Annotated in this window: 16 protein-coding genes; 10 read left to right on the forward strand and 6 right to left on the reverse strand. The window is 40.8% G+C overall.

Annotation, left to right across the window (positions count from 1 at the left end; translation table 11 throughout):
- The first annotated feature begins 47 nt into the window (after positions 1-47).
- The 7 genes from ABD930_RS18440 (at position 48) to ABD930_RS18475 (ending at position 11,161) form a co-directional block, all read left to right on the forward strand.
- A complete protein-coding gene (locus ABD930_RS18440) occupies positions 48-332 on the forward strand; it encodes an HU family DNA-binding protein (protein WP_013664426.1) in 285 nt (94 codons plus the stop codon).
- Between the two features lie 77 nt (positions 333-409).
- A complete protein-coding gene (locus ABD930_RS18445; protein WP_345234020.1) occupies positions 410-1,222 on the forward strand; it encodes a tetratricopeptide repeat protein in 813 nt (270 codons plus the stop codon).
- Between the two features lie 551 nt (positions 1,223-1,773).
- Positions 1,774-3,327 (forward strand): Rne/Rng family ribonuclease, encoded by a 1,554-nt coding sequence (locus ABD930_RS18455; RefSeq protein ID WP_345234023.1) that lies wholly within the window; start codon positions 1,774-1,776, stop codon positions 3,325-3,327.
- A 70-nt stretch (positions 3,328-3,397) separates the two neighbouring features.
- A complete protein-coding gene (radA, locus tag ABD930_RS18460; RefSeq protein WP_345234025.1) occupies positions 3,398-4,777 on the forward strand; it encodes a DNA repair protein RadA in 1,380 nt (459 codons plus the stop codon).
- Between the two features lie 98 nt (positions 4,778-4,875).
- Complete coding sequence (locus ABD930_RS18465) at positions 4,876-5,274, forward strand: hypothetical protein (RefSeq protein WP_345234028.1); 399 nt, start codon at positions 4,876-4,878, stop codon at positions 5,272-5,274.
- Between the two features lie 150 nt (positions 5,275-5,424).
- A complete protein-coding gene (locus ABD930_RS18470) occupies positions 5,425-6,570 on the forward strand; it encodes an efflux RND transporter periplasmic adaptor subunit (RefSeq protein WP_345234030.1) in 1,146 nt (381 codons plus the stop codon).
- A gap of 28 nt (positions 6,571-6,598) precedes the next feature.
- Positions 6,599-11,161 (forward strand): efflux RND transporter permease subunit, encoded by a 4,563-nt coding sequence (locus ABD930_RS18475; RefSeq protein WP_345234032.1) that lies wholly within the window; start codon positions 6,599-6,601, stop codon positions 11,159-11,161.
- A 115-nt stretch (positions 11,162-11,276) separates the two neighbouring features.
- Here the strand turns inward: ABD930_RS18475 and carB are convergent, their stop codons facing one another.
- On the reverse strand, positions 11,277-14,093 hold the full coding sequence (gene carB, locus ABD930_RS18480) for a carbamoyl-phosphate synthase large subunit (protein ID WP_345234034.1): 2,817 nt from the start codon (positions 14,091-14,093) through the stop codon (positions 11,277-11,279).
- 255 nt (positions 14,094-14,348) lie between these two features.
- On the opposite strand from carB, the gene ABD930_RS18485 reads away from it, so the two are divergent.
- The 3 genes from ABD930_RS18485 (at position 14,349) to ABD930_RS18495 (ending at position 16,797) form a co-directional block, all read left to right on the forward strand.
- Positions 14,349-15,524, forward strand: a complete 1,176-nt coding sequence (locus ABD930_RS18485) for a purple acid phosphatase family protein (RefSeq protein ID WP_345234037.1) — start codon at positions 14,349-14,351, stop codon at positions 15,522-15,524.
- Between the two features lie 155 nt (positions 15,525-15,679).
- Positions 15,680-16,282, forward strand: coding sequence for a nicotinamide riboside transporter PnuC (gene pnuC, locus ABD930_RS18490; RefSeq protein WP_345234040.1), 603 nt, complete (start codon positions 15,680-15,682; stop codon positions 16,280-16,282).
- On the forward strand, positions 16,261-16,797 hold the full coding sequence (locus ABD930_RS18495) for an AAA family ATPase (protein WP_345234042.1): 537 nt from the start codon (positions 16,261-16,263) through the stop codon (positions 16,795-16,797). The genes pnuC and ABD930_RS18495 overlap by 22 nt, the downstream gene beginning before the upstream one ends.
- 230 nt (positions 16,798-17,027) lie before the next feature.
- On the opposite strand, the gene ABD930_RS18500 is transcribed toward ABD930_RS18495, so the two are convergent.
- The 5 genes from ABD930_RS18500 to ABD930_RS18520 all read right to left on the reverse strand — a co-directional run bounded on the left by ABD930_RS18500 (position 17,028) and on the right by ABD930_RS18520 (position 24,534).
- Positions 17,028-18,071 carry a TerC family protein gene (locus tag ABD930_RS18500; RefSeq protein ID WP_345234044.1) on the reverse strand — a complete coding sequence of 348 codons (1,044 nt, stop codon included), beginning with the start codon at positions 18,069-18,071 and terminating at the stop codon, positions 17,028-17,030.
- Between the two features lie 4 nt (positions 18,072-18,075).
- Positions 18,076-19,047: a polyprenyl synthetase family protein gene (locus ABD930_RS18505; protein WP_345234046.1), complete on the reverse strand. Its 972-nt coding sequence runs from the start codon at positions 19,045-19,047 to the stop codon at positions 18,076-18,078.
- 160 nt (positions 19,048-19,207) lie between these two features.
- Positions 19,208-20,062: a CheR family methyltransferase gene (locus ABD930_RS18510; protein WP_345234048.1), complete on the reverse strand. Its 855-nt coding sequence runs from the start codon at positions 20,060-20,062 to the stop codon at positions 19,208-19,210.
- Positions 20,063-20,065: 3 nt separating this feature from the next.
- Complete coding sequence (locus tag ABD930_RS18515) at positions 20,066-20,458, reverse strand: response regulator (RefSeq protein WP_345234050.1); 393 nt, start codon at positions 20,456-20,458, stop codon at positions 20,066-20,068.
- Complete coding sequence (locus ABD930_RS18520; RefSeq protein WP_345234052.1) at positions 20,443-24,534, reverse strand: response regulator; 4,092 nt, start codon at positions 24,532-24,534, stop codon at positions 20,443-20,445. Before ABD930_RS18520 ends, ABD930_RS18515 begins: the two co-directional genes overlap by 16 nt.
- Positions 24,535-24,770: the final 236 nt, after the last annotated feature.

Genomic DNA, 24,770 nt, shown 5'->3' on the forward strand with positions numbered 1-24,770 from the left:
AGATGATTAGTCGGGAAACAACGAACAAACAATTAGAAGAATATAACATGACTAAAGCAGAAATTATCGCAGAGATTTCTAACAAGACAGGTTTAGAAAAAGTAGATGTACAGGAAACTGTTGAAGCATTTTTCAAGGTAGTTAAAGGCGCCATGGTTGGTGGAGAAAATGTATATGTTAGAGGATTTGGTAGTTTTGTAGTAAAAAAACGAGCTAAAAAGACCGCACGTAACATTTCAAAAAATACGGCTATCATTATTCCGGAACATTTTGTACCAAGCTTTAAACCTGCAAAAGTTTTTGTAGAGAAAGTAAAAAACGGTAATAAATAAGCTGCTTTCGATTCCCAGAGAACTTTATGATGTATAAGACCAAACAAATAATCGTTGTTACACTAGTAATAGTGCTAATGGGGATATTGTTTGTGCAACCTATTAAGGGGTTGATTAAGCGTGATAAAGAAGAGGCTGGCCATACCGCTAATAGCAACACTACCGAATCACCTAATAGCACTACCGAGCAAGTAAATCTGGCAACCGTATCCGCGTTAGCAAAACAGGGGCTAAATCCTGATTTAGTTGGGCAGATTACGGATATTGAACAACGTTTGCCAAAAAGCGAGGGTAAAGACCGATTAGATCTTTTAAAGCAATTGGCTAAGCACTGGGATGATCTCGCTAAGCCCGCCCCCTTAGGATTTACGTATGAAGAACTAGCCTCCTTAGAGCCAAGCTACGATCATTGGTTAAAGGCCGGAGACGCCTTTACGTTGGCTTATGAAAATATGCAGGATACGCTTATGGCCCCTACATTTGTAAGTCATGCACAGCATGCGTATCAGCAAGCACTTGACCTCGATGCAAAAAGTTTGGATGCTAAGACCGGTTTAGGAGCAGCGATTGTTAATGGTGGTGGTGCTCCGATGCAGGGGATCGCGTTGTTGCTGGAAGTCGTTAAAGAAGATCCAAAAAATTTGAAAGCAAACATGAACCTGGGATTATTTTCCATGCGTTCCCGTCAATTTGACAAAGCTGTTGATCGGTTTAAGACCGTTATTGAAATTCAACCGAGTACAGAGGCTTGGTTTTACCTGGCCACAAGTTATGAAAATATTGGCTTGAAAGCTGACGCTATAAAAGCCTTTCAGCAAAGTAAGGTTATGGCGGCAGATCCGAGTTTGTCGCAATTCATCGATCGTAAAATTGATGAATTGAGTAAGTAATTAACATATTCATTCAAAACATTTAAAAATTTAAGCTATGCCAAGCGGAAAAAAAAGAAAGAGACATAAAATGGCTACTCATAAACGTAAGAAACGTTTAAGAAAAAATAGACATAAGAAAAAATAAACGCTGAAGAATATCGGCGCGCCAAAAAAGGTAGCCTGCATCTTGGTAAAGAGGTGCAGGCTATTGTGGTTGTTGGTGAGTTATTTTAAATACTACGTAGCATTATAGAAGCAATTTAACGGCAATCTATAAGGGATTTACGTAAGTGTCTATATATTTAAACAAAATAACTATCAGGAAGCTTACCTCAAACAAGAGCATACCGATCGGCATATGGAATGGTGCACCACATTCGTCCTGTCGAGATTTCTTACAGAGTCCTCAGGAAGGAAATAAGGCTCCGCTACAATCCAGATGGCGTAGAAAACGGTTGAGATAAGGTGTCTACCCCTTTGGTAATTTGACTGATAGTCATTTAAACAATCTTATGGTTTAACTGAAAGTTTCATCTTTGTAAGATGTTCTTTCTTAAAGAAAGTAGCTGTTGGTAAAGGAGTTAATAGTAGATTATTCCCCCGAAGCGGGCACAACTATTGCTTTACTACAGGATAAACAGCTTGTTGAGTTAAATAAAGAACAGGTAAATAATAATTACGCTGTAGGCGATATTTACTTGGGCCGGATTAAAAAGATAATGCCCGGTCTTAATGCTGCATTTGTAGACGTTGGTTATGCTAAAGATGCTTTTCTGCATTATTTAGATCTGGGTCCGCAGGTACAATCACTTATCAAGCTTACCAAACTGGTAAAGAATGGCAGTTACAAGGATAAACTGCTCAATAGTTTAAAATTAGAAAAAGATATAAATAAAGCTGGCAAGATTTCAGAAATCCTCAATCGTAACTTATTGCTTCCCGTACAGATTGCTAAAGAGCCGATCTCTACGAAAGGACCCCGTTTAAGTTCCGATTTATCGATTGCCGGAAGATTTGTGGTATTGGTACCTTTCTCTGATACGGTTTCTATTTCGAAGAAAATTAAAAGCAATACAGAACGAAACCGGTTAAAAAAAATTGTAGAAGGGATAAAACCCCAAAATTTTGGAGTTATTATCCGCACTGTTTCCGAGGGGAAGGGGGTTGCCGAGCTAGAGAAAGATCTTCGGGATTTAATTACGAAATGGGAATCTTTCACAAAGCGTTTAGCGATAACTGAACCTGGGAAGAAAATATTGGGCGAAATGGATAGAACATCTACCATTTTGCGCGACATCTTAACAGATGAATTTTCCCATATTTATGTGAACGATCAGGTCATTTATGAAGAAACCCGATCGTATATTCAGGACATCTCGCCAGACCTCGAAAAAATCGTTAAGCTGTATAAGCATAAGGATCCTATCTTTGAACATTTTGGTGTTGAGAAGCAGATTAAAGCTGCTTTCGGAAAAATTGTGAATCTACAGGGCGGGGCTTATCTGGTTATCGAACATACCGAAGCATTGCACGTCATTGATGTCAATAGCGGTAATCGAACGGCAAATAAAGAAAATCAGGAAGATAATGCACTCATGGTGAATAAAGAGGCGGCTAAAGAAATAGCCCGTCAGTTGAGGTTGCGGGATATGGGAGGGATTGTGGTGATTGATTTTATCGACATGCATAAACCGGCTAACCGCAAAGAGCTGCATGACTACCTGAAAGAGTGCATGAGTAATGACCGGGCAAAACATACCATTTTACCGCCGAGTAAATTTGGTCTGGTACAAATTACCCGTCAACGGGTACGTCCAGAAATGACGGTCGTTACCAATGAGAAATGTCCAGCATGTGGTGGTACTGGCGAAATAAGAGCCAGCATTGTGTTGATGGATGATATCGAAAGTAATTTAAGCTATGTACTGAATGAACAGAACGAGAAACATATCACCTTGTGTGTGCATCCCTATATTGAAGCTTTCATTAAACGAGGATTGATATCCCGACGACTGAAATGGTTTTTTCATTATGGTAAATGGATTAAAGTTAAAGCAATTTCATCCTATTACATGAATGAATTCCATTTCCTCAATGCTAAAGATGAAGAAATAAAACTATAGTTGCGAGTTACGAGTTGTGTGTTGCGCGTAGAGCATGCTCGCAACCCGTAACTGGCAATTAAGAAAAACGATGGCTAAATCAAAAATAAGCTACTTCTGCCAAAACTGCGGTTACGAGTCGGCTAAATGGCTAGGCAAATGTCCGTCGTGTAACCAATGGAATACCTTCGTTGAGGAATTGGTGGTAAAGGAACCTAATAAGCTTCCTGATTGGCGTAGCGGAACGGATGCATTGAAAAAGGCGAATAAGGCTGCTGTTATCCATGAGATTGCATATCGGGAAGAACTTCGTATAAAGAGTCCCGATAAAGAGTTGAATCGCGTGCTGGGTGGTGGTATCGTGGCCGGATCATTGGTTTTAATTGGAGGGGAACCCGGTATTGGAAAATCTACCTTAATGCTTCAGTTAGCATTGAATATGCCTGGCGTTAAAACCCTCTATATATCTGGAGAGGAAAGTGAGCAGCAGTTGAAAATGCGCGCCGAGCGATTGTCGCAGTTCTCGCAGGCCAATTGCTATATCCTTACAGAGACGTCCACTACGCACATTTTTAAGCAGCTTGAGTTGGTTGAGCCGAATTTAGTGATTATTGATTCGATACAGACACTCCATTCTGCACACATCGATTCTACTCCTGGGAGCGTGTCTCAGGTAAGGGAATGTACCGCCGAATTATTAAGATACGCCAAGGAAACCGATACACCTGTATTCATCATTGGGCATATTACCAAAGACGGCGCTATTGCCGGACCAAAAGTGCTTGAGCATATGGTCGATACGGTATTGCAGTTCGAAGGAGACAGGCACCACATGTATCGTATTTTGCGTGCCATAAAAAACCGATTTGGATCTTCTTCTGAGCTAGGCATCTATGAAATGCATCAAACAGGTTTACGCGAGGTTTCCAATCCATCTGAGATCTTACTTTCGCAACGGGAATCTCCACTTAGTGGGATTACCATTGCAGCCATGTTGGAAGGAATACGCCCCATGTTGATTGAGGTGCAGGCATTGGTTAGCAACTCCGCATATGGCACACCACAACGATCTTCTACCGGCTTCGATACGAAGCGAATGAATATGTTATTGGCCGTTTTGGAGAAGCGTTTTGGCTTTCGATTGAGTACGCAAGATGTATTTTTGAATATAGCCGGTGGACTTCGGGTAGAGGATCCGGCAATTGATCTCGCTGTCATTGTGGCCATCATATCTTCCCAGCAAGATATTGCTGTTCCAACCCATATTGCTTTTGCAGGAGAAGTTGGTTTATCGGGAGAAATACGTGCGATCAATCGGGTTGAGCAACGTATCGCTGAAGCTGAAAAGCTTGGCTTTGAACAAATATACTTGTCTAAGTATAATCGTAAAGGAATAACGACAACCCAGTATACGATCGAAATAAAATGGATTACAAAAGTAGAAGAGGTATTTGAAGCCCTATTTGGTTAGCGTATAAACTCCTTTCTTTCTCCACTAAAAGTAACATAATTGCTAAAATTTACCGTGTAACTTTAACACCTTGCCTAAAAATAGTAACTTTGCGGTTAATGAGGCTTTTTAAGATTTTAAATGTTATTATTCTCATAGGGTTTATCAATACGATTACGTATTTTCCCTGTTATTTGAATATTAATTTATCCGATCAGGAGTATCTCTTTAACGAAGCCAAAGAAAAAGATTTTGATGGCGATACGCTTTTGGAGTGTTTATTCGACGATGTTTTAGATTTACCCATGACGGGTAAAGATGAAAGCCCAATCATCTTTTATGATAATTTCAGTTTCCTAACCCATATTATTTCTATTGTAGTAAAAGTTCTGGATAGTTTTATTTTATCCATAAAACCCATTACCCACTCTCTCCTGAGCCAGGAAAGCTATTTTGTTTCCAAAATTACACCTCTTTTAGGGTACTATATTTTCCTTTTCAGATTTAAACCTTTTTAATCGCCCTTTCTCTCGCAACCGCTGTTGCGGTATAGTCTTCCGTAAATCACGGCTTTCTTTTTTAAAATAAATGATGGCGATAACATCTTTTTGCGTATTGCAATAATTTGGTTGATTAACCTACACACGATACATATTTGAATTTTTTTGATGAACACAACTTTTTATAAAGGGTTTTGCGGCATTGCTTTATGCACAATCCTTGCCTGTAATTCTGGCAATAACAATCATGCTCAGGACGAAGAAAGTCGATCCGTTCCCTATGTGACGCTTGAGCACGTCGATACCACGCTTTATACAGATTATGTTGCAGACATACAAGCTGTAAGGAATGTCGAAGTTCGATCCAAAGTAAACGGATTTTTAGATAAGATTTTTGTTGATGAAGGAGCCTTGGTACAACGGGGCCAGGTTTTGTTCAAAATTAATGACGATGAGCAACGAGCCGATGTTTCTAAGGCGCAAGCAATGCTCAGCAATGCCATAGCGGATACCCGTACCGTAAAATTAGAGTTGGAACGGGTTAAGCGATTGGTAGAAAAGAATATAATTACGAAGACAGACCTAGATGTGGCCGAGGCACAGTTGCATGCGGCAGAAGCCCGGGTACAAGAAGCCAAATCCGACTTACAACGGACGCAAACACAGTTAAGTTATACCGTTATTAGAGCACCTTTTACAGGAAGAATAGACCGTATCCCACTAAAAGTAGGTAGCCTCCTTAACGAAGGAGCCTTGCTTACCAGCGTTTCTGATGTAAATGAAATTTATGCCTATTTTACCCTGTCGGAGACCGAATACCTACAAAATATAGCCAGAAAATCATCAGAAAACAACATCTTGTCCAAAGAAGTTAGCTTGGTATTAGCAGATGGTCAGCATTATGCACATCCCGGAAAAATTGAACTTGCAGAATCCGAATTTCAGGAAGAGACCGGGACTATTTCTCTGCGCGCCCGATTCCCTAATCCAGATCGCATTTTAAAACACGGTGCTACAGGAAAGATTCAATTACCTACAAAAATCACCGAAGCCATTATTATCCCCCAAAAATCGGTTTTTGAAATTCAGGATAAGGCTTACATCTATCTCTTGGATAGCACAGATCATGTAAAAATGACTAATATCGAACTAGGTACGCGTTTCGGGCATTTTTACCTGATCCGTTCTGGGCTAAAAGAGGGGCAGCGCATTGTATACGAAGGAACGCAGAGCCTGAACGATGGAGCGGCTATTACGCCCAGAAAGGTTTCTTTAGATAGTTTGTTGAAAAGTGCTAGTCAGGGACTAAAATAATTTTCCTGGTTGCTTTAAGCGATTCATTATGTTTGAGATTTTCATAAAAAGACCAGTGCTTTCGCTGGTAATTTCCTTATTTATTACACTTTTAGGTCTTCTTTCCCTATTTACGCTGCCGGTTACACAGTTTCCGGATATTGTGCCGCCTTCTGTAGTGGTTAATGCTAACTATACTGGCGCTAATGCTGAAGTAAGTACTAACGCCGTAGCAATCCCCTTAGAACGGGCTATTAATGGAGTAGCTGGGATGACCTATATGTCTTCTGTATCCACCAATAATGGAAACACCATGATTCAGGTATTCTTCGAGGTAGGGACTGATCCGGATGTAGCGGCCGTTAATGTACAGAACCGGGTAACCACTGTATTGGATGAACTACCTGAGGAAGTGATCAAGGCCGGTGTGACAACAGAAAAGGAGGTCAACAGTATGCTCATGTACCTCAATATTTACAGTGATGACGAAACGGCTGATGAGCGTTTTATTTACAATTTCACGGATATTAATATCTTGAAAGAACTTAAACGCATACAGGGTGTAGGACGGGCAGAGATTATGGGCTTTAAAGATTATGCCATGCGGGTTTGGTTAAAACCTGACCGCCTAACAGCCTATCGGGTATCAAGTGATGAGGTGATACAAGCCATACGAGCGCAGAACGTAGAAGCGGCTCCAGGGCAAACGGGGATTGGCTCAGATAAGAGTGTCAATATGCAGCAGTATGTGTTACGCTATCCCGGTAAATTCGATCAGCCTGAGCAATATGAACACATTCCGTTGCGTGCTAATCCTGATGGTTCGATTTTACGGTTAAAAGATGTGGCAGATGTTGAATTTGGCTCTTTGGAATATGAGATGGCCTCGAAAGCCGATGGTAAACCTTCGGCTTCCATTATGATCAAGCAGTTACCTGGTTCGAATGCAAGTGAGGTTATTGACCTGATTAAGGCTAAAATGGAAGAATTAAAGGGAACTTCTTTTCCACCTGGGATGAAGTATACGATGGGTTATGACGTTTCCCGCTTCCTGGATGCCTCGATCAATGAAGTGTTGCATACATTGGTAGAGGCGTTCTTTTTGGTATTTATTGTGGTTTTTATTTTTTTACAAGATTTTCGATCCACGCTAGTACCGGCACTTGCCGTTCCGGTGTGTCTTATTGGGGCGCTTTTTTGTATGCAGGTACTGGGTTTTTCTATCAACCTATTAACGCTGTTTGCATTGGTATTGGCCATCGGAATTGTCGTCGATAATGCCATTGTGGTAGTAGAAGCCGTCTACGTCAAGATGGAAGAAGAGCATATGGAGCCTATGGAAGCGACCTTAGCTGCAATGCGCGAAATTAGCGGCGCTATTATTGCTATAACCCTTGTAATGTCGGCGGTATTTGTGCCAGTAGCCTTTTTATCCGGTCCGGTTGGTATATTTTACCGTCAATTTTCACTAACCTTGGCTGGATCAATCCTAATATCCGGAATCAACGCGCTAACCTTAACACCAGCTTTGTGTGCCATTATCTTAAAGTCGCCACACGATCGCCCACCGGCAAGAGGATTTTTTGCACGTTTTTTTAAGGGTTTTAATAGCGTATACAATCGCATATCGGGTAAATATACCGGTTTAATTAGTCGAATTGCCGGACGCCGCATCATTACATTGGTATTGCTTATTGGATTTTTCATAGCCACTTGGGGTATGTCGGCCATTTTGCCATCAGGTTTTATACCCACAGAAGACCAAGGAATGATTTATGTGAACGTCACTACACCTCCTGGTGCAACGGTTCAACGTACCGAGGCGGTATTAGATGAGATTGATGCCATTAGTCGCCAACAAGAAGCCGTAGAAAGTTCGTCTACCTTAGCCGGTTATAGCTTAGTCAACGAAGTAACCGGAGCTTCATATGGGATGGGAATGATTAACCTGAAAAGCTGGGATGAGCGAAAGGAATCGGTAAATGACATGGTCGAAAAACTTAAAAAGGAGACAGCCGGAATTACGGATGCTGAAATAGAATTTTTCCCTCCGCCCACAGTGCCGGGTTTCGGTAATTCGAGCGGATTTGAGCTGCGTGTATTGGATAGAAGTGGAAGCGATGATCTTGGCCAACTTTCATCGGTACTTAATGAGTTTATGGATGCCTTACAGAAAAGTCCGGAGATCGGTAGCGTATTCACCTCATTTGATCCGAATTTTCCGCAGTACATGATTCATGTAGATTATGATGTTGCTGCCAAAAAGGGTGTAAGCGTAGAAAATGCGATGTCAACCTTGCAAACGCTCATGGGTAGCTTTTATGCAACGAACTTCATCAAGTTTGGCCAGATGTATAAATTAATGGTACAAGCAGGCCCTGGTTACCGGGAAAAGCCAGAGGATGTCCTTCGTCTTTTTGTTAAAAATGATGCAGGAGAGATGGTACCCTTTTCCAGTTTCATACGCATGGAACGTATTTATGGACCAGAGCAGTTAACACGGTATAATATGTTTACCTCGGCCATGATTAATGGCGATGCGGCTGCTGGTTATAGTAGTGGTGATGTGATTAATGCCGTTGAACGTGTCGCAGCAGAAAAATTACCCAAAGGATTTGAAATTGAATGGTCTGGGATGACAAGAGAGCAGATTTTATCGGGTAATCAGGCTCTTTATATTTTCGCGCTTTGTTTACTCTTTGTTTATTTATTGCTCTGTGCACAGTATGAGAGTTTTTTGTTACCCTTACCGGTTATTTTAAGTTTACCCGCCGGTGTTTTTGGCGCTTTCTTGTTTTTAAAGTTAACCGGATTGGAAAATAATATTTATGCCCAGGTTGCTTTGATCATGCTGATCGGCTTATTAGGTAAGAACGCTATCCTGATTATTGAATATGCCATATTAAAACGTAAACAGGGTGCTTCTATTCTAAATGCGGCGATTGAAGGCGCCGTGGCTAGGTTGCGACCGATATTGATGACATCTTTTGCTTTTGTTGCCGGACTGATTCCCTTGGCGATGGCTTCTGGTGCAGGTGCCTTGGGTAACCGTTCTATCGGTACAACAGCTATTGGAGGGATGATTGTTGGTACTTTGGTGGGGGTAATTGTCATTCCAGGCTTATATGTGTTATTTGCTTCACTGAAAAAAGAAAAGAAAGGGGGAAAGGCAGCCAAAGTAATGGCGGTTGTGGGTTTGTTGTGCTGCCTGAGTTCCTGTGGAATCCATCCAAAGGAATCTGATACGGCTACTTTAAAGCTACCTGAAAAGTATGCCGATACCCTGTCGTCTGATACCCTATCCATGGCCCGTATTTCCTGGCGCGAGTTTTTTAAGGATGAACATCTGATTCGCCTGATTGACACGGCTTTAAAAAATAATCCCGATATGCAGGAAGCGTTATATCGGGTGGAGTTTGCACGAGCCAATATGCGGCTACGGAAAAATGCGCTGTTCCCTTCGGTAGACGCAGTTGCAGAAGCTGGCCTTCGGAAGTTTGGCTTTTATACCATGGATGGTATCGGTAATTACGACACTAATTTCTCTGATAATTTAAAGGAAGATGAAAAATTACCTGATCCATTACCAGACTATTTTCTGGGTTTACGAGCATCATGGGAAATTGATATCTGGGGAAAGATAAAACAAAAAAAGAAAGCCGCCCTAGCCCGTTTTCTAGCTTCTTATGAAGGGAAAAAACTTGTACAGACACAGTTGGTTGCAGAAATTGCAATGACCTATTTTGAGTTGCTGGCTTTGGATAATGAGTTAGCGATCCTAAAACGTAACATTGCCTTACAACGTGATTCTTATGAGTTGGTACAAATACAGAAAGAAGGCGGTCGGGCTACTGAGTTAGGGGTGCAGCAGATGAAGGCAATATTGATGAACTCTAATGGTAAAAGGGAAGCTGTATTACAGCAGATGAAGGCAAAGGAGCAATACCTCAATTTTTTGACGGGGCAGTTTTCACCGTCAATTGTCAGGCAAAACGATAGCTTGGCAAATTATTCGCTTACAGAAAATCGTAAAATTGGTTTGCCAGCGCAGTTATTGGCTTCACGACCAGACATTAGGGCTGCCGAATTGGAATTAATTGCTACGAAAGGAGATGTTAATGCTGCCAGAGCGGCGTTCATGCCTTCATTGCAACTTTCTCCTTATATTGGTTTTCAGGCATTCAATTTATCCAAGTTATTTGTTACAGACCCAAGTTCCTTGGCGTATGGCATATTAGGGGGGTTAACAGCGCCTGTTTTTAATCAGCGAGCCATCCGATCAAATTACGAACAGGAGCTGGCCAATAAAGGCATCGCCTATCAACAATATGCCAAAACGGTTTTAAAGGCCTGGCAAGAAGTGGAAACCGAGTTAAATGCCCAGAAACATATTAGCGCCCGTAAGGAATATAGTCAAGAAGAAGTGAATGCGTTACGCTTGGCTGTTGATGCATCGACCGAACTTTTCAAGGCAGGTAGGGCAAGTTATTTAGATATCATTACGTCGCAACGTAATGTTTTAGATGCAGAGATTATGCTTAATCAGACCTATATGGAATACTTGCAATCAACCGTGCACCTTTATCAAGCACTAGGAGGGGGGTGGCAGTAGTCTTCGTGGTTGCTGGTTATTCGTTCCTTCTTATTCGGGGTGTTAACTAAGAGCTAATAACGAAGAACTGATAACCAAATAAAAACCCCGGCGATTGATGTCCGGGGTTTTTATTTTATTTACTTAAGTACATCGATTTTTCCGCATATAGATGGCGGAAATAAGGATCATCCAAATCTTTGATAAAGCGGATAGCCTCACCTGTCGATCGCATTTCAGGCCCCAGCTGTTTGTCTACATCCGGGAACTTATCAAAAGAAAATACCGGTTCTTTAATAGCGTAACCCTCTAGTTTGCGTGTAATCGTGAAATCTTTAAGTTTATTTTTGCCCAGCATAATTTTAGTAGCAATATTGATATAAGGCACATCATACGCCTTCGCAATAAACGGTACCGTACGTGAGGCCCTGGGATTGGCTTCAATCACATATACCTTCTCGTCTTTTATGGCAAACTGTATATTTAGCAGTCCAAGTACATTTAAGGCCTTAGCAATTTTCTTAGAATATGCTTCCATCTGTTCTTGTACGGCCTTGGATAAGCTGAATGGAGGTAGTACTGCACTGGAATCGCCGGAGTGAATACCTGCTGGTTCTATGTGTTCCATCATGCCAATGATATGTACCTCTTCGCCGTCACAGATGGAATCAGACTCCGCTTCTTCGGCACGATCAAGGAAATGGTCGATCAGAACTCGATTACCTGGCATGTTCTTCATGATTTTAATCACGGCTTTCTCAAGCTCTTCGTCATTGATCACAATACTCATGCCCTGTCCACCCAACACATAGCTGGGACGCACTAAGACGGGATAACCTACTTCATTAGCTACTTTAAGCGCTTCTTCTGCGTTTTCTGCCACGCCATATTTTGGATACGGAATATCCAGCTCTTTTAATAAGTCGGAGAAGCGGCCGCGATCTTCAGCTAAGTCCATGTCTTCGAAAGACGTTCCAATAATCCTGATACCTTCCTCTTTAAGTTTTTCAGCCATTTTAAGGGCTGTCTGGCCACCTAATTGCACAATAACACCTTCCGGCTTTTCGAGGCCAATAATCTCGCGTACATGTTCCCAGAAAACCGGCTCAAAATAAAGCTTATCAGCCATATTGAAGTCGGTCGAAACGGTTTCCGGATTACAATTCACCATAATCGCCTCATAACCTGCTTCTTTGGAAGCCAAGAGACCATGTACACAAGAGTAGTCGAATTCAATGCCCTGTCCGATACGGTTAGGTCCTGAACCCAAGACGATAATTTTCCTTTTATCACTGGGTATAGATTCATTTTCCTCCTCAAAGGTGGAGTAATAATAAGGGGTTAGGGCTTGGAATTCTGCCGCGCAGGTATCCACCATTTTATATACCCGTTTAATGCCTAGTTCCCTTCTGCGGTGGTAAACATCGTCTTCACTGACGTTCCCTAATATCCAAGCAATCTGTCCGTCGGAAAACCCTTTTTGCTTTAAGGTTAAAAAGAAGTCTTTTGGAATGTTTGTGAGTGAATAACGCCTTAACTCTGTTTCCAGTTCTACTAATTCTTGAATCTGTATCAGGAACCACTTATCAATTAAGGTTGCTTTTCTGATGGATTCTAATGGTACTCCCATTTCGAAGGCATCTTTGATAAGAAATAGTCGGTCGCTACTTGGGTGCTCCAATCCTTGCATAATCGCTTCCAGATTGCGTACCTGACGTCCATCGGCACCAAGGCCCAAGCGGTTTGTTTCCAAGCTTTGACAAGCCTTCTGCAATGCTTCGATAAAGGTACGGCCGATAGCCATCACTTCACCTACAGATTTCATTTGTAAGCCCAGCTCGCGGTTAGCCCCTTTAAATTTGGCGAAATTCCAACGTGGCGACTTAACAATAACGTAATCTAAGGTAGGCTCAAAGTAAGCAGATGTAGTTTTCGTAATTTGGTTTTCCAATTCATCCAAATTGTATCCGATAGCTAATTTGGCGGCAATCTTTGCAATCGGATAGCCCGTGGCTTTAGAAGCGAGGGCAGAAGAGCGAGACACCCGTGGATTGATTTCTATGGCGATAATTTCTTCGTTTTCAGGATTTACCGAAAACTGTACGTTACATCCTCCGGCAAAATTACCAATAGCACGCATCATATGAATAGCTTGATTACGCATTTCTTGATAGCAGGTGTCGCTCAATGTCATTGCCGGCGCAACGGTTATGGAGTCTCCGGTATGAATGCCCATAGGATCGAAATTCTCTATGGAACATATAATAATCACATTGTCTTTATTATCCCGTAAGAGTTCGAGCTCGTATTCTTTCCAACCCAAGACGGCTTGTTCGACGAGCACCTCATGTGTTGGCGAAGCTTGTAGACCGCGACTTAATGCGGCTTCAAAATCTTCTTTTTTATGGACGAAACCACCGCCGGTTCCTCCCAAGGTGTAACTCGGGCGTATAACTAGTGGAAAACCGATCTGCTGTGCTGCTTCTTTACCCTCTAAAAAAGAGTTGGCGATCTTTGATTTGGCTACACCGATACCAATATCAATCATGAGCTGCCTGAACGCTTCCCGATTTTCGGTTTTTTCAATGGCTGCAACATCAACACCAATGACCTTAACCCCGTATTTTTCCCAAATACCGCGATTAGAAGCCTCTATACAAAGATTAAGTGCGGTTTGGCCGCCCATGGTGGGAAGTACAGCATCAATTTGGCGTTCCTTTAATATTTGTTCTATACTGTCGGTATTGAGGGGTAGCAGGTAAACATGATCGGCAATGACCTTATCGGTCATGATGGTTGCCGGGTTTGAGTTAATAATGGAAACTTCAATACCTTCCTCTTTTAAAGAAAGAGCTGCTTGAGAACCCGAATAGTCAAACTCACAGGCCTGTCCGATAATAATTGGGCCCGAACCGATAATCAGCACCGAGCGGATGGAGGTGTTTTTTGGCATTTTATATGTTCAAAAGTATGTTTTACGAAGAACGATTGAAAAACAGCGCGAGAAGCCTTATCTTAGATGAGATGATTCCGACTGCTTTGTCGGAGTGCAAAGATAGGACTTTTTTAGTTTATCCTGCGGAAAAAAGATAAAAAAGTAAATAAGATAAAGGTAATCCCCTCTCTTTTTGTTGCTTCGATAATAGAATAGAAAGGGTAGGTGTATTAACAACTCATGAACGTTTCGCTGTAAAATAACAACTGAATTATGCTAATGAAAAAAAATGTCCTATTTTTTTTGGTGCTTGGATTAGCGCCCGTTTTAACCTTTAGTCAGGAAACCTTTAAGATGACCCATGGTCCTTATTTACAGGCAATGGGTGAAACGGGTGTCAATATTGTTTGGACAACCAATAGAAAAGCCATTAGTTGGGTAGAATTGGCACCAGATGATAGCAGTCATTTTTATGCACAGGAACGTCAAAAATATTTTGGTGCTGCCAACGGTATAAAAACGGAATCTACCGTACATAATGTGCGTATTAGTGGCTTGAGGCCTGCAACGCGCTATCGCTATCGTGTATATGCGCAGGAAGTTTCAAGCCACGAAGCTTATGTGGTTAAATACGGTGATATTGTTGCAGCAAAAGCTTTTCAGGCAAAATTGCCTGCATTTACAACAAATGATAAGCAAGCTAGAGAGGTCCATTTTGCGGTAATCAATGATATGCATCAACGGAATGAGGTGATCAAAGGCTTACTCAATCAGGTTAATTGGAAGCATAACAACTTGGTTTTTTTTAATGGTGATATGCAGAATAACTCGCTGAATGAGGAACAGATTTTCAGTGCTTTTATGGATACCGCCGACAGCATTTTTGCCGACCATATTCCGATGTATTATGCTCGAGGAAATCACGAGACACGGGGGCAATTTGCCAGCGAATTTCCCCGTTATTTTCCGACAGAAACAGGGCAGTTGTATTATTTATTACGTGTTGGGCCTGTCTGCTTTGTTGTATTGGATACTGGAGAGGATAAACCGGATTCAGACGTTGAGTATATGGGAATAGCTGATTTTGATGAATATCGAACGCAACAAGCCGCTTGGTTAAAGGAAGCACTAAAAAGTCCGGATTATGTAAATGCACCGTATAAAGTAGTTATCGGACATATTCCTCCTTTTGGGGGCTGGCATGGAGATAAAGACGTTGCCGATAAATTTGTGCCCTTATTGAATGAAGCTGGAGCTCAAATTATGTTATCTGGTCATTTGCACCGGCATGTTAAAAAAGAAGCGGATGCCAATACCCATTTCCCGGTACTGGTTAACTCCAATGCTGCTATCTTGAAGGCAAAAGCTGACGCTTCTCAATTGCAAATCGATATGTTTGATCTGAATGGTAAGAAAATCGATTCGGTTACGCTTAAACCGAGTAGATAATACGTAATACAGACCAAAAAACGTCATATCGAGTGAAATGCAGTTAGTCGAGATATCTCAATGCCGCTACTTTGTTCTAATGTGTTGATTTGGTCTTCTAAAGGTTAATTTGTAGTACAGCGTAAATTTTTTTATGTTTGAATGTTTAAGAAACATTGAATATCTTTCAACAACTCCTTTCGCAGATTATCCAAACCTCCGTTTTGGAGTGGTTTGCTGTTGTGACTGCATTTGCGTGCATTTATCTCGCTACGAAGCAGCATATCCTGAATTGGCCGATCAGTATTTTCAGCGTATTGGCTTATGCAGTTCTTTTTTATGAGGGTAAACTTTATGGTGAAATGAGCTTACAAGGGTATTATCTTTTTACGGCTATATACGGTTGGTACTATTGGCTGAAGCGAAAGCAGACTCATCAAAAACCGGTAGTTCGTTTTCGCGCTAGGGAAATGGGACTGGCGATAGGATTGGTGATCGTTTTTTCCATACTTTTGGGATTATTTCTACACCATTTTACAGATACCGATGTCGCTTATATCGATGGCACGCTAGCCTCTATTAGTTTTGTTGCCCAATTTTTAATGACTAGAAAGGTGTTGCAAAACTGGTTAATGTGGGTTGTTGTTGACCTGCTGTATATTCCCCTTTTTGTCTACAAAGGATTTATGCTTACGGCCGTATTATATGTTTTTTTAGCATTTATTGCCTGGCGTGGTTATCTTGACTGGAAAAAATCATGGATCACAAATCACTACTAAAGATTGCGGTTGTAGGACCTGAGTCAACAGGTAAATCATGGGTGTCTGAACGATTGGCGCGCGCCTATGGTACGATTTGCGTGCCCGAATATTCCCGTGAATACTGCCGTAATCTCCATCGGGATTATACCGTACAAGACGAGTTAAATATCTATTACGGACAATTGGCACTTGAACGGAGCTTAGAACCCTTAGCACAACATGGACTCCTGTTTTGTGATACTACTTTTATGACGGTAAAGGTATGGTGTGACTATTTATTCGGTGATACACCAACCGAGGTAAACGAGCGCTTACAGGTGCATCATTATGATTTTTATTTATTGATGGACATTGATTTGCCTTGGGAAGATGACCCTCTGCGCGATTTCCCTGCACCTGAGCAACGGCGGCACTTTCTTCAGGTCTGGGAAAATGAGTTAATTGCGCTTCATGCCGACTACCAATTGATCAGTGGTTTGGGCGAAGAGCGCTTCCTAAATGCGAAGAAAGCAGTAGATGAATGGCTTTTTTGAGTTTTAAGTTATAAGGTATTTTGAGTTTTAAGTTATAAGGTATTTTGAGTTTTAAGTTATAAGGTATTTTGAGTTTTAAGTTATAAGGTATGAGTTTTAAGTTTTAAGAGGTATAAGGTGTGAGGAGGTATAGTAGGCTATAAGGTGTAAGGTCTGATAAGGACTAAAAATTCACCAGTGGTCGGATGGGCTCAACACCGAATAACAAACAACCGTAAATCAACAACGAATTAATCCGCTTTCTTCGGAAATAACAAAGAAGCGATGATACTTACCGCTAAAATACCAACAATAATATATAGCGAATGAGCTGTTGTAAAGCCTATAGCTGCTAACCAATGATGAGCTAACATTTTGATGCCGATAAACAGTAATAAAAACGATAAGCCAATTTTGAGGTAATGGAACTTATGAATGATGTTAACCAATAAAAAGAACATCGAACGCAAACCCAGAATGGCAAAAATGTTGGAAAAGAATACCAAATAGGGATCTTTCGTTACCGCAAAGATGGCAGGAATGGAGTCGACCGCAAAAATCAGATCAGTAAATTCGATAACCAATAATACCAACAGTAGAGGGGTGATGAATTTTTTTCCATTTTCCTTATAAAAGAAGCTGTGGCCTACAAATGTGGGATGTACCGCAAAATATTTGGAAGCAAATCGGACAATTTTATGGTTTTCTGGATCAATGGCTTCCTCTTTATTACGGTTAATGAACATACTTATTCCGGTATATATCAGGAAAATACCAAATAAATAAAGTATCCATTCAAATCGACTGATAAGGGACGCTCCTAGGAAAATAAAAAGAAAACGCATGATCACAGCTCCTATAATACCCCATACCAATACCCTATGGTAAAATTTGGCTGGTACACCAAAGGAGCTGAAGATAAGGACCATGACAAATATATTATCTACAGAAAGGGCATACTCGATGACATAGCCGGTAATATACTCTAAGGCTAAATTCTTTTTATAGATTTCCAGACTGGCTGCAAAATCGTTGGGTATCAGTTTGATTTGGTGTAGATGTTCTCTGGTAATTTCCTGTAGCTCGGCAAAATTGGTAATGTCATGAAGTTTATCTCCCCACAAACGGAGGATAACATAGAAGGCTAAGGCAAAGGCGACCCAAATACCACTCATGATAGCAGCTTCCTTAAAGGAAACTTCATGGTCTTTTTTGTTGAAGAGACCAAGGTCAATAGCTAACATGAGCACAATAAAAGCTAAAAAACCAAAGAAAAATAGCCATTCATTTGCCATGGTATCACTTATTACGTTCTGTTGTAAAACGGACCAGTTGTTCTAAACCTGTTTTGTATTGACTTTCCGGAAAAGCTTGCAGGATACGGAAGGCGTCTTCCTGATAAGCTAACATTTGTTTCTGGGCATAGGTTAAACCACCACTGGCACGCACAAAATCGATAACTTCCATGACTTTCTTTTGGTCTTCATTGTGATTTTTTACCAGGTTGATGATGTAACGTTTGGTTTTCCGATCGGTATTGTTCAATGCATAAATCAGCGGTAGGGTTAATTTTTTCTCTTTAATATCGATCCCTAAAGGCTTACCTACATCATCAAACCCAAAATCAAAGAGGTCGTCCTTAATCTGGAAAGCAATGCCTACTTTTTCTCCAAAAGCATGCATCTGGTTAACAATTTCATCGGAAGCATGGGTTGATGCGGCACCGCAAGCACAGCAGGAAGCAATTAAGGAAGCTGTTTTTTGCCGAATGACTTCAAAGTAAACGCCTTCATCGATATCCAATCTACGGGCTTTTTCCATTTGTAGTAATTCTCCTTCACTCATTTCGGTAACCGCTTCATTTAAAATACGAAGAAATTCAAAGTCTTGGTTTTTTACGGATAGGGAAAGGCCTTTACTTAATAGAAAATCACCCACCAATACGGCGATCTTATTCTTCCATAAGGCATTTACGGAAAAAAAACCCCGTCGTTGATAAGAATTATCTACGACATCATCGTGTACTAAAGTAGCGGTATGGACTAACTCTACCAAAGCTGCACCTCTATGGGTTGATTCATTGATTTCACCACAAGTGCCGGCAGCGAAAAAAACAAACATCGGACGCATTTGCTTGCCTTTCCTTTTCACAATATAGTGCGTGATTCTATCAAGCAGAGGAACGGAACTACGCATGGACTCCTTGAACTTTAATTCAAAAGTATCCAGTTCTTGATCGATTGGTTTTTTAATTTCCTCTAGTTTTAGCATGTAAATACCGTTGATAAAAAGCCCTAAAACACCGAATAGCATTATGCGGAGTGTCCGACGAATTTTTCTCCGTTCGTTTGTGATGCACTCGGCCACTATGCTGCAAAGAGAGCGCCACAAACATAATAAAAATTCCTAATACGTAGCTTGATCTATCTTTTTACAAGTCATCTCTCCGGTCAAGATTATCCACTTGTTTCCGCCAAATTTTAGTATCAGGTCTGACTTGTTTATAGCGATTAGCCATTGACGAAAAGAGCATGGTTTCTTTAGTTCCTAAGGCTAGATAACCTAAACGGCCCAAACTACTATCAAAGAGGTTGAACACTTTGTTCTGCAGCGAAGTATTGAAATAGATCAGTACATTGCGGCAGCTAATTAGCTGGAATTCATTGAAGGATCCATCAGAAACTAAGTTATGTTGACTGAAGATGATGCGTTGGGTGAATTCGCTGTTTAATTTGGCATGATGATAATTCGCTGTATAATAAGATGAAAATTCCTCGGTACCTCCCGCCTGTATGTAGTTCTCCGAATAAAGCTTCATGCGCTTTAGGTTAAAAATGCCTTGCCGGCCATGTTCTAAAACAGCAGGATTTAAGTCGGTTGCGTAGATTAATGTCTTTTGCAATAAATTGGCTTCCTTCATCAAAATGGCGATGGAATAGGCTTCCTCTCCAGTTGAACAACCTGCTACCCAAATTCTAATAAACGGATAGGTACCCAACGTAGGGATAATATGATCGCGGAGATAGCGGAAAAAGTCTGCATCGCGAAACATCTCGGTTACATTGACAGTGATATTTTCGATGAACCGTTTCAGATAGGTCTTGTCAGCCTTAAGTCGATAACGCATCTCCGCAAAACTTGGAAATTTATCGGTAGTGAATAATCGGTTGACCTGCCGTTTTAAAGAAGCTTTGCTATAATCTCTGAAATCATAACCGTATATCTCTTGCAAATCATTAATGAGTAAATCCAATTCAGCGTCTTCAATTGCAGGAATTTGCCACATATACTATTGCAGATGTTTATTGATGAGTTTCATAAGGATATCAATGTCAATAGGCTTGGATATATAATCGTTTGCTCCGGCGGCTAGGCACTTTTCTTTATCGTGCGCCATAGCTTGGGCAGTAACAGCGATGATCGGAAGATCACGGGTACGTACGTTATTCTTAATTAAGTTGGTGGCCTCGTAACCATCGATATCGGGCATCATCATATCCATAAGCACTAATTTAATGGTATTATCATTCGAGATTTTCGCTATACCTTCTTTCGCGCTGTTTGCCGTTACGGTCAGGTAACCTCTTGATTTTAAAACAGCGCAAAGGGCCAAAATGTTTAACGGTTCATCGTCAATAATCAGTACTTTGTACAGATGATTGTTATTTACTGGTAAAGCCATACACGTAATAAAGAAATTAATTGGTCAATATCGACGGGTTTTGAAATGTAGTCGGAAGCTCCTGCAGCAATACATTTTTCCCGATCACCCATCATGGCTTTCGCTGTTACTGCAAGTATGGGTAAGTTTTTAAACCGTTTATCTTGCCGGATACGCGATGTGGTTTCATAACCATCCATTTCTGGCATCATCATGTCCATTAGTACGATGTCTACTTTAGTGGCATTGTTTTGTAAGAGGGAGAGGGCTTCTCGCCCATTGTCTGCTGCCATTACATTAATTTTATAGCGTTCCAGCGCTTTCGTTAAAGAGAATATATTTCGAATATCATCATCCGCAATCAATACGGTCTTTCCATTTAGTATTTCATTTAAACTACTATTAAGCTGTAGCTTTTCTTTTTTTGCCAATGGCTCTTTGGCCTCTTCTACGATATGTAAGAATAGGGCAACTTCATCTAATATACGCTCATACGAATGGGCTGTTTTTACAACAATGGAATCGGCATATTGCTTAATTTTTATTTCCTCGGCAGGTGAGAGATGTTTACCTGTAAAGATGATTACCGGAAGATTTTCCATACCCGCATCGGATTTAATGGTTTCCAATGTTTTATACGCTTTGGCATCAGGGATACCCATGTCCAAGATTACACAGTCGGCTTCATGACTTTTTAATAGGTTTATGCCCGATTGAATGTCTTTACTGATATCAGTCTTTACAGCAAAGCTTTCCAGATAATGTGCCAGTGCTTGGGCGTGCTTCAGGTTGTCTTCGATAATCAATACTTTCCGGGGGCCATCGGATAAAGCGACCTCTACACGACTAAAAATCTGTGCCATTTGCTCTAAGGCCATTGGCTTTCGGATAAAATCGATAGCTCCCTTGGTTATACTCTCACGTTTGACTTCATGTGACGACATGATATGCACGGGAATATGGCGTGTAGTGGGATTACTTTTGATTTCATCCATGACCTGCCAACCATTTTTTACCGGAAGTTCGATATCTAATAAAATGGCATGTGGTATATATTTTTCTGCCAATTCAATACCAAGGTCGCCTCTTACCGTTGTAATGACTTTGTAGCCATTTTTATGGGAGAAATCCATTAGGGCACGAGCAAATTTGGTGTCATCTTCTATAATGAGCAGCAATTTATCACCGTCGGTAATGGTATCGCGATCATCATCCAGTTCATTTGGGATGGTGTCACTGATGAATGGGATGGGGCGCAGTATTTGTTGTTGCACCTTTCCCACTACCGGCAGAATGTTTGTGCTTGAACCTGTCAGACTACTGGCAGATTGTTGGCTGTTCGTTGTTGTCGCCTGCTCATCTTCTTTTTTCTCGGGTTGAGCAATAGGTATGGTTGCAATGAATTCGGCTCCTTTGCTTACCTCGCTATTAATCTGTAGAGATCCGCCTAATAGCTTGGCTAATTCTTTGCTGATTGATAAACCAAGTCCGGTACCACCAAATTTTCGACGCGTAGAACCGTCAGCTTGTTGGAATGCTTCGAATACCAATTGATGCTTTTCTTTGGGAATTCCGATGCCTGTATCCTTCACGGAAAAATCTAAAAACCCATCTTTTTCTTTCGTAGGCCGGACACTCAGCGTTACGGAACCTTTCGCGGTAAATTTAAGGGCATTGGAAATTAAATTTCTTAGAATTTGTTGAAGTCGGAGGTTGTCTGTTTGAATCTTTTTAGGAGCGGCTTGATCTATTTCGATATTTAATTGTAAGCCTTTTTCTTTAGCCATAGGGCCAAATAGATTCGTCAAATCGTTGGTGATATTTTCTATTGCAATGTCGTCATACGTTAATGACATCTTACCGGCTTCAATTTTTGATAAATCGAGAATTTCGTCAATCAAGGTTAATAAGCCGTTGCCGGAGGCCTGTATGACGTTGGCATATTCGATTTGATCTTCCAGTAAATTCCCTTCATTGTTCTCACTTAAAAGCCTGGAAAGTAATAAAATGGAGTTTAGTGGTGTACGGAGTTCATGCGACATGTTAGCGAGAAATTCCGATTTATACTTCGTGCTGATCGCGAGGTCTTCCGCTTTTTTCTGAATTTCCAAGTTCCGTTCTAAAATGACTTGATTTTTCTCTTCCAGTGCCTGTGATTTTATTTCGAGCTCTTGGTTGGCTTCTAATAATTCTTCTTGCTGTACCCGCAGCTCTTCTTCAGATGCCTGCAATTTATTTGCCTGTGCTTCTAATTCAACGTTTAAATTTTCTAATTCACTTTGTTGCGCTTGAAGTTCTTCTGTTTGTGCTTGGGTTTCTTCCAGTAATTCCTTCAGGCGAATCCGACTTTTTATGGCGTGTATAGCGGTACCAACGTTAATCGAAATACTATTGGCAAAAATGAGTGCGGCCTCATGCATCGGTTTTATCGAAGCAATTTCGATTACGCCTTCAACATCATTTTCATAAAGTAATGGAATGATTAACACCCATTGAGGCCTACTGATGCCTAAGCTTGTCTTTACCGTTAAATAATCTTCCGGAAGATCGGTCAATAAGATGCTCTTTTTTTCTGAAGCGGCTTTCCCAACTAGTGTCTCTCCCGTTGTTATACGTTGCGGTAATTGCGAGCGGTCGGCCACCCCCACGTTGCTGAATAACTCAAATGTTTTTCCTCCATCGTGCATATAATAAGTGCCTAGTGCTCCCTCCAGGTATTCAACAAGAGCGGTGAGCACATCTAAGCTGAATTCTTTTAGGTTACTTCGGCCGATTAGCAGATTATTGATTACGTTTTCACCGCTTTGGATCCACAATTGTTTTTTATCTTGGAGTGAATGCGATTCTAGTGAATTCTTCATATTCAACAGCGCATGACGCAAAACATCGTGATCCCCCTTGGGATTAATCGGAAATTCATAGTTTTCTTTTCCGATTTCATTCGCTGCAGTGGCAAGCTCTTGATAACTTTTGTCGATTTTATAGATGGCAATGGCTACCTTGCCTAAATCATCCTTAGCAAAAGTGGGTAGGGCAATGTTGGTGTGTCCCATTGCTAGCTTAGTAGCAACTTCTTGCAACTCAAATAGGTGTGTGGCAATATTTTTAAGCACCATATAGAGTAAACCGATAATGAGCAAGATGCAGACGAGTAATACACCTCTGCTAAAATTCCGATCGTATATTTCGCTTCCGTAAACATCGGAAGCATTTGCACTAATTTCTTGGATGGTAATTGCTAACTGTGATTTTAGAAAGTCTGCTGCCGTACCGGAAATGTTCCACCATTCTTCCGCGCTGAATTTCTCAGGTAATGTTTTGCTGTCGTATACCGTTTTATAGAAGGTTAAGGTTTGGTTAAATGCAGGATTATCTTTTAAGCGTTTGAGGTGTTGTTCATGATTTCTTCTATCTAAACTCTCCAACTCTTTAACATAGGACTGTAAAAGTTCGTAGTTTAGGTTGAAGTTTGGAAGATCTAATTTATTTCGTGAACTATCGGCATAAACGAAATAAATATTCAACCGTAAAACGGCGAAATAATTGACCATATTGGAAAGGATTTCGCGAAGGGTAATACGCGTACCTAATGTTTTTGTAATATTGGTATAATCGGTTGATACCTCCGAAAAAGCAGCTAATCGTTCCGTTATTTTCTGATAATTATTAAAAATCTCTTCATAACCCATCTTGCCATTATTCAGGTTGCTGCGCCAGATGGGTAACTCATTAATAAAGGTGTATTCGGCATAATCGGCATTGAGCCCACTATCGGTATAAAAATTCAGTTGCTGTATGGCTTCATCTGTTTTGGATTGTTGTACACCTAAGGCCCCATTATCGTTTTTGTTAAAGATCTTGCTTAAGCTCAATCGCCGTTCTTGCTGTAATTGTTCAATCAAGTTGTCGGTGGTTAAGGCTAAACTAATACGGTTAATGAAGTTATTTGCTCCTTCAATTCGCTGACCTTTTTCCTTTTCCAATAAATAAAAGAAAAATAGCAGAGTCATTAAAGGCACAAAGCCTAGAAGGGCCAGTTTATAATTGAGCGGAATAAGATTAAACCGGTTTTTCATTTGCATAATTTGTTTATTCATTACTTAATTGTTTTTTATAGGCATTCATGCTGCCTTTGGCGGTTTTAATGGTAATGAAGTTTGCATAACTTATTTATAGCCTTTTGTTTATGGTGATTTATGCAGGTTTCAATTGCATAATTGTTTATGTATAACCTTTCAAAGATATAAATGAACGCGTTACACTCGTTTTTTTTAATGGTGAATGAAGCTTGTATCATTTATAAATGTTGATGAAATGTGCATAAAGGCCTATA

It is taken from the genome of Olivibacter ginsenosidimutans (genome assembly GCF_039542865.1).
Classification (GTDB): domain Bacteria; phylum Bacteroidota; class Bacteroidia; order Sphingobacteriales; family Sphingobacteriaceae; genus Olivibacter; species Olivibacter ginsenosidimutans.